Origin of the sequence: Scytonema hankhaensis NUACC26 (genome assembly GCF_045865695.1) — a bacterium.
Taxonomy (GTDB): Bacteria; Cyanobacteriota; Cyanobacteriia; order Cyanobacteriales; family Nostocaceae; genus Scytonema.
On sequence record NZ_BAACAP010000055.1, the window covers coordinates 1 to 8,504 of the forward strand.

Consider the following 8,504-nt stretch of genomic DNA (forward strand, 5'->3'; position numbering starts at 1 on the left):
TGCAAAGGTTTGTTTGAGTCGGGATATTAATTGGGTGGCGAGGAGGGAATGTCCTCCCAGTTCAAAGAAGTTTTCGTGGATTCCTACACAAGAAACATTCAGAATTTCTTCGAATATCTCAACTAACTGACGTTCTATTTCGTTACGTGGTTTTGTCTGCTCACTAGCACTCAAATCCCTATATATACCAGTAAGCTGTTCGCGGTTGATTTCTCCAGTATCACTAAGGGATGTTTGTTCGAGTTGGACAAAGTCAATTTGGTTTAGCATCCCATAGCGATCGCACAGTTGTACCTCCTGCAATTTACTCAAAGAAAATTTTGGGGTTTGAGTGGTGAAATAAGCAGTTAATTTCTGCTCGAGATCGCAATTGCCAATAAAACGTTGAACACTTGCCTTAGTTCCATCTAAACCGATTAACAAATCATGTGAGGGGTGAGATAAAGCTGCTAAAAACGAATAAATTCCTTGTTGAGGAGCGATGGCAAAATAACCCTTAGCACGACTAAGTTCTGCAAATTCATAATCCTGACTCATGCCAGTGTCATGCCACATACTCCAAGAACAGCAGTAGCTTTGAAAACCATTGTGTCGTTGATAATCACTAAACGCTGACTGAAAACTATTCGCGGCTGAATAAGACGCAACATTCATTCCTCCAAAGAAACCATTCACAGAAGAAAAGTGAATAAATAAAGCATTTTCTTGCTTGTAAAGTAGTTGATGCAATACCCAAGTACCGATAACTTTGGGACGCAAAACAGCAGCAACATTTTCTGGGGTTTCCGACTCTATTGGAGTTTCTTGAAAAATTCCAGCCAGATGGAGCACACCATCAAGTTGAGTTTTCCATTCTGAAGTTGCTTTTTCCACTATTTGTTGTAAGCGATCTAAATTACAGATATCAACAGATTCATAAACAACCGATCCAGGCAATTGTTGTAACTGTTGATACCTTTGTAATTTAGTAATGATTTTATCTCCCTTTTCTCCATCTATTTTTCCAGAATCATTGTCAGGAAGATGAGTTTGACCCACTAATATTAAGCGTGTTTGATAATGTTCTAATAAGTATTTGGCAATCTCTATACCAACTCCTCCTAGTCCTCCTGTTATGAGATATGTTCCTCCTACTTTTATAGGAATTGCTTGTTTCTCTTCACAAGTCATATCTACTAATTTCAGACGTGAAACTAAACGTTGCCCATTTTTGATAGCAACTGTCAGTTCTCTATCAGAAGAATACATTTCTTGCAAAGTGTAACTACTGTTGAGTTCTACTTCTGCTAATGGCAAATCTAAGTGACGAGTACTCAACCAAGGCATTTCTTGAGAGATAGTTTTGAGCAAGCCTAAAAGAGTAGCTTTTTCAGGTTGAATTTTATCTGTAGGATGAAGTGATTGGCTATTGTTCGCAACACACAGTAACTTCACTACCTGTCGTGTACCTTGAATTTGTTCTAGAGCTTGTACCAAAAATATTACACTGTAAAGCCCTTGTTGTTGAGTGGACTCCAAATTTTCTACAGTAGAAACTTCTTCAATCTGCTCATTGTAGTACCAAAGATGGAGAATGTGACCAATGACTTGATTATTTTGCGCTAATGAATCAATCAACAAATGATAATGTTGCAGATTTCCGGGAACAAGAGAATAATGATTCGGGCTGATTCGCTGAAAATCCGAACCTATAGTAACTATAACGTATGGATGATTTAGCCCAGATAATTCTTGAGCTAAAAATGTTCCCAAACCTAACTTGTCAGCAAATATTAGGGCTAAAGTATTTTGATTAAAAGAACTGAGTAAAATATTCCTCCTTTCTTTTCTTTGCCATGTTTGACGGTAGAACCAGTTAGGAATCGTATTTGCATTATAAAGTAATAAGTCTACCTGATGGAGGATAGATTTAAACTCACCATCAATAAAACGTTGCTTTAATTGGGAACGCTGAATTTTACCAATGGAAGTTTTAGGAACTATTTCTTTTTCTACAGGGATTAGATAACTAGGAGTTATTCCAAAGTCACTGACAATTTTCCCCCGAATCTTCTTCAATAGTTCTGCTAACTGATTCTGACTGGATACATAAGGAGAAAATATGATAGCTAATTCTTCAGTGTTATTTCCAGTAGATGAGATTCCAAAAGCTGCTGTATAAGATACTTCCACTGAAGATAATTCTTCCACCGCTGCTTCAATCTCATGAGTGTAATAGTTAATCCCATTGATAATGATGACATCTTTTTTTCGTCCAGTAATAGTTAAGTGTCCTTCCCGGATAAATCCTAAATCCCCTGTATCAAACCAACCGTCTTCAGTAAATGCTTCTTGAGTTGCTTCCTGATTACAATAGTATCCAGATGTAACTGAAGCTCCTTGTACTTGTAAAAAACCAGTCTTTCCCTCTTCTACTATCTGGTTTCTATCGTTCACAATTCTGATCGAACATCCGGGGATGGGAGAACCCAATTCCGTAAATTTTTGTTCATCTGTTGTCAACTCCAATAAAAAATTATCGGCGAAGGTCAATGCTGAAGAAGTTTCGGACATTCCCCATGCTGGGTGCATTACTCTAGAGGATAGCTGGTAAACAGTTAATATTTCTAAGAATCTTCTTACAGTTTTAGCAACGATTGCTTCTCCTGCATTCAAAATAAATTTCAGAGAAGATAAATTCCATTTGTTGTCAGAAAGACTAACTGTTTTCTTACTAAACTTTTCGAGATGCTCGACGATTAATCTATAAGCAAAATTTGGAGACCAAGTAATCGTAACTTTATACTTCGAAATCCAATCTAACCATAAAGTAGGCGTTTGCAAGACCATTTGAGTGGGTGCATGAATTTGCTGACACCCCAAATAAACGTCCCTCAAATGAAACATGACTATTCCCCCAACATGATCCAGAGGAAACCAATTCAAAGAAATATCTGCTGTGGAAAAGTTGTTCATAGCCGTTGTTCCTACACAATGGCTCAACAAACTCTTATGACTCTGTTTTACTGCTTTCGGTGTTCCTGTACTACCAGAAGTAAGTAGTAAAATCGCTAAATCTTCTGGTTGAGAATTGTAATAATTATTATCTACCGAGAACTCTTGTAAATTTTCAATTGTTTCTAACTCAAATCCGTCTAGATTTAGGCTTAAAGACCATTTATGAATATCTGGCAACGATTTATTATCCGTTAATATCAAAGGTTTTTCTAACATCTGCCAGCTATTTTGTAATTTATTTAGAGTTGCATTGGGCTGGTCATAAGAAACAGGCATTCCAATGGGTACGGGAATAAACCCTCCCAACACACAACCCCAAAAAGCACTAATAAAATCTCGATTTTGTTCTAACTGAAAAATGACTTTGTCTTGAGGCTTAAGTCCCTGTTTTCTCAAGCCACCTAAAATTCTTTGAGCATCTTCTAATAACTGAGAATAAGATTGAACCTGTTCGCTGCCATCAGAGTTAATATAAATTATTCTTTGACCAGGTAATTTACCAGCAGTTTTTTGAAGCATTTTCCCTAGAGTTTGTGGAACAGATTCTGGGAAGAGTAAAGCTTTTCCATGACTGATAGCTGGTAATTTTTTTTCTAATGCGAAACTATTGTTTTCTTCATCAATCACTCTAAGTGCTTCAATAGTATAAAGTCGTTCGGAAACAACTTTATTTGATGGTAAAACATCTTCTAGATGTATGGGATAAATCGTTTTTATATTTGGCTGAACTACTAAAGCAACTTGCTTAATTTCAGGATGAGAGCTTATTTGTTCTTCCCAAGTTGGAATTAAATCAGAATCAATTACACCAAGAGAAGCTAAACCTACTTCATCCACTTCTCCTTTATTTGTCAATGGTAAAGCAGTTACTGGTACATAAGTGCAAGGTAATGGATACCCAGGTAACTGGGATTTTAAATGATTGTGTAAAAACTTTTGATTACAAAAACTATCTTTAACTACGTATGCTACTAGATCTTGATTGCGAATTGTTACATAACAATCTTCTACCCCTGTTGCTGTTAGTAGAGATTCCTCAATACGTTGTAAATTAATTCTTTGTCCTTTAACTATGAATTTTCGATGCTCTTTTCCTAATAATTCAAGAGAATCATTTCCTCGACGACAACCCCATTCTCCAGTTTTTAATAACTTACCAAGTTGGGGATGAGCTATTATATTTATAGATTTTTTTGACTTTGGATTGAAGTTATCTGGAGATAAATCATAATTACCTAAATAAATTTCTCCTTCTACACCTAGAGGAACTAATTGTTGACGATTATCTAAAATGTAAAGTTGTAAATTATTTGAATCATGGTACTGAAAGTATTGGCGAAGGAAGTTACTTGTAGTGATATTATTCGGAGTTTGCACTAACTGCTCTAGCTCAGAATCTGTGAGTAATGGTATTTCACTTATCTTTTGTTGTGGATTTTTAGCGATCGCTAAAAGTAAATTCTGATAATGAGCAGCCATGCGCTCAATGGTTGACCCATCAAACAAGTTGGTTTTGTATTCCCACGCACAATCCATTCCCAGAGGGCTTTCGCTTATGGATAGAGTCAAATCAAACTTGGCAGTTGTGTTCTCAGCGTTTAACTGACTTAATTTTACTCCTGGTAATTCAATCTCGCCCATCGGCGCATTTTGCAAGACAAACATCACCTGGAACAGAGGTGCATAACTTATGGAGCGTTGGGGTCGCAAAGCTTCGACTACCTGTTCAAATGGCACATCCTGATGCTCATAAGCTTTGAGAGTGGTTTCTTGCACCTGCGCAAGCAACTGCTCAAAACTCGGATTATCTTCTAACCGTGTTCTCAAGGCTAAGGTATTCACGAAAAAGCCAATCAATGACTGTATTTCACTGGGGTTACGATTGGCAATCGGCGAACCAATCACCACATCTGATTGACCGCTATAACGATACATTAAGGTGGCAAAGGCTGCCAACAGGGTCATAAATAAAGTACTACCCGTTTGCTGTGACAGTATTTCTAGTTTCTGGGTTAATTCCGTAGTTAAGGTAAAGCTTTGTGTTGCACCTCGATCGCTCTGTGTGCCAGAGCGTGGTCGGTCGGTCGGTATTTGCAATAATTCTGGTGCTCCTTGTAATTGCGATACCCAATATTGCAGTTGTTTCTCTAGTACTGTCCCACTCAACCTTTGTCTCTGCCACAAGGTAAAGTCAGCATATTGAATCTCTAGTTCTGGTAAGGGCGATGGTGCTCCGGTACAAAAAGCTTTATACAGAGCTGATAGTTCTCGAATCAACACGCCAATCGACCACCCATCGCAAACAATGTGATGCATATTGATGCAGAACACATAGTCGGTGTTTGATAACTGCCATAAACTACACCGAATTAAGGGGGCGCTTTCTAAGTCAAAGGGAGTCAGTGCTGATTGTTGAATTTGTTGCTCTACAACCAGTTTCCGTTCGCTCTCTTCTAGGTTTTGTAAATTTACTACTTCCATATCCATGCTGGCTTCTAGGTGAATCACCTGCATCGGCATACCATTGATGTTGGTAAAATTGGTGCGCAGTACCTCGTGACGACGCACGATTTCGGCTAGGGCTTGGTGCAAGGCATTAAGATTTAATTCCCCAGTTAGGCGTAGGGCTGCAGGCATATTGTAGGTTGCCGATGCTCCCGAAAGTTGGTTGAGAAACCACAGTCTCTCTTGTGCAAAGGAGAGAGGCACAGAAGTTAATTCATCTCGACGAGGGATAGTTTGGGCGTTGAAACGGATTCCTTTTTTCTCCAACAGGAGTTTGAACACAGCATACTTTGGATCGTTGGAGAAACTATTTGAAGAGGAAGAATGGTTTGTGGTACTCATAACTTTGTTTCTATACTTAAAGTTGTAGAGAGTAAAAATTAAATACTGAAGACAAGATGTCATTAGTCAATTATGTGTTACTCAACTTGTTGCAGTAACGCATCATCTCCTATAGGTTGCAGTGGCGTGTAATCTCTACAGACTAAGAATTCTGGTCTTGGCTGGTCACTAGAATGCGGTATATTTTTGATGCTATTATAAGTAATCATAAGTAGTCTACGAGGGTAAGGAGAGATGTTAGGAACTGAACTATGAGCTATATTGCTGTGAAAGAAAAGAACAGAGCCAGCACAACCAACAGGAGCTACTATGCTTCCTCTTTCAACGAGTCGAGTTACAGTTGCATTGTCTAGACAGTATTTCAGATTAGTACTGACATTAACTTCCCAGCCGATATTTTCCCCTTCAAATAAGGATTTATGAACATTGCATTTGATTAATCCTTCTTTATGAGAACCTGAAATCAAATATAGTGGACCATTAAATTGATTTATTTCGTCCAAGAAGATGCCGACATTGACTACTCTGGGCTGTGGCATACCATCTTCCTCGTACCAAAATATAAAGTCTTGATGCCAAGGCCAAAGATCCCCAGTAAAAGCTGCTTTCATGTTGATCTTAAACTGGTAAAGATAGACAAAATCTCTTAAAATCTGTTGAGCTGGTTCTAACAAAAGTGGATGTTGAACTAAACTCTGGAAAATTTTACTGTAAACATGAACTCCATGAATAGCTCGTACCGTTTGGTTGTTCTTTTCCATCACTTGTCCAGGAATTTGCTCTGGTAATCGTGAAAGTTCTTCGCGCAAAGCACTAACTTGTGCATCAGAGAAATAGTTGGGGAGAAATAACATCCCTTCCTCTTCGTATTGTTGTATCTGATTTGGGGTAAGTTTCACGGTAGTTTGTCTCTCTAGTTGTGGTTAGAACTCGTCATCTCTGAAAGGGCTGAGCAATCTGTACTTCATACGTTAATTCAGCAACCCTTATTTTCTAAGCTGTGTCGCCATTAACTGTAGTTGCTCGGGAGATAATGCAGCGATTTCCTGCCAGGTACGAGCAATTTCTTCGATGACTTCGCGATCGCCAGCTATCTGAGCCATAGTATCTACTAATTGAACTACTGTCTGATTTTGAAATACTTGGCGCACCGATAACTCCAGATCGAACTTTTTATAAATATGGCTGACTAACTGCATTGCTAATAGGGAATGACCCCCTAGCTCGAAGAAGTTATCGTAAATGCTGATACGTTCAAGACTGAGAATTTCTTGCCAAATTTGAATTAACACTTCTTCACCGGGGGTTCGAGGTGGAACAAATGTGCATAAGTTTGATAGAGTTTCATTAGGAGCAGGTAAGGCACGTCGATTAACCTTGCCATTGGATGTTAAAGGTAGAGCGTTGAGAAAAATAAAAGCAGAAGGTATCATGTATTCTGGTAGCTTGAGCTTGAGAAATTCCCGTAACTGCTCGCTGGTTAAAGTCTGCTCTCGAATTATGACTATATAAGCTATTAAGCGTTTTTCTCGTGCTTCTGAGCCATACAGCACCACTATGGCTTGACCGATCTGAGGATGTTTGTTAAGTACTGCTTCAATTTCACCGAGTTCAACGCGGAAGCCCCGAACCTTCACTAGATCGTCTATCCGTCCTAAGAACTCGATATTGCCATCAGGTAAATAGCGAGCTAAATCTCCGGTATTATATAATCTTGAATTGTTAGATTGCTCTAATGCCTCAGTACACTGCGATTTTGAATTGTTAAAAGGATTGGGAATAAATTTCTCGCTCGTCAAATCAGAACGGTGGAGATAGCCACGAGCTAAACTGACCCCACTGATAAACAGGGATCCCCATACCCCTATGGGAACTGGCTGGAGATTACGATCTAAAATGTAAATTTGAGTATTAGCGATTGGCTTACCAATAGGGGGATAAATTGGCCATTTCTGGCATGGTTCTGTGAAAACGTATGCAGTTACAACATGTGTTTCAGAAGGACCATAGTGGTTATGGAGTTTACAGTGATTAAGGCGAGAGAATAGGTCGATCATTTGTTGAGTAATCTGAAGTTGCTCCCCTGTAGCGATCGCTTCTGTAAGGTTGCTAAACAACTGAGGTTGGTCTCCATATGCCTCTGCTAATTGCTGCCAAAGGGCAACTGGCAGGATTGCTTTATAGATCGGGTTTTCTGCTAAAAAATGTACTAATTTATCCAAATCCAGGCGATAATTCTCTGGAATTAAAAACAGTGTCCCTCCCGAACACCAAGCAGCAAACATTTCATGAAAACTGGCATCAAAACTGAGGGAGGCAAACTGAAGGACTCCAACTCCTGTCGCCATTGTTGCTAAATGCCACTGTATAAGGTTGTTTAGGGCACGATAGGGTAGCGCGCTCCCTTTAGGCAAACCTGTAGAACCAGAGGTGTAAATGACATAAAGCAAATTATCGGGCTGCACTTTAGGCTTTAAGTCAGTATCTAACTCAGTAGCTATCAACTCCCAATCAGTATCTAAACAAACAATTCGTGCTTGATTGTGCGGTAAAGATTCCAGCAATGACTGTTGCGTCAACAAAACCTCCACACCGGAATCACTCAACATATAACTGAGGCGTTCTTGAGGATAATTGGGGTCAAGAGGTACATAAGCACC

General features: G+C 39.0%; 3 protein-coding genes. All 3 read right to left on the reverse strand.

What is annotated here, in order from left to right; all coding sequences use genetic code 11:
• Positions 1-5,844, reverse strand: a 5,844-nt coding sequence (locus ACKTT2_RS01255) for an SDR family NAD(P)-dependent oxidoreductase (RefSeq protein WP_407883155.1), incomplete at its 3' end; no start/stop codon positions are given.
• 77 nt (positions 5,845-5,921) lie between these two features.
• The gene (locus ACKTT2_RS01260) at positions 5,922-6,743 is read right to left on the reverse strand and encodes a phytanoyl-CoA dioxygenase family protein (RefSeq protein WP_407883157.1); all 822 of its coding nucleotides are present in this window, start codon (positions 6,741-6,743) and stop codon (positions 5,922-5,924) included.
• Between the two features lie 87 nt (positions 6,744-6,830).
• Positions 6,831-8,504, reverse strand: a 1,674-nt coding sequence (locus ACKTT2_RS01265; RefSeq protein ID WP_407883159.1) for a non-ribosomal peptide synthetase, incomplete at its 5' end; no start/stop codon positions are given.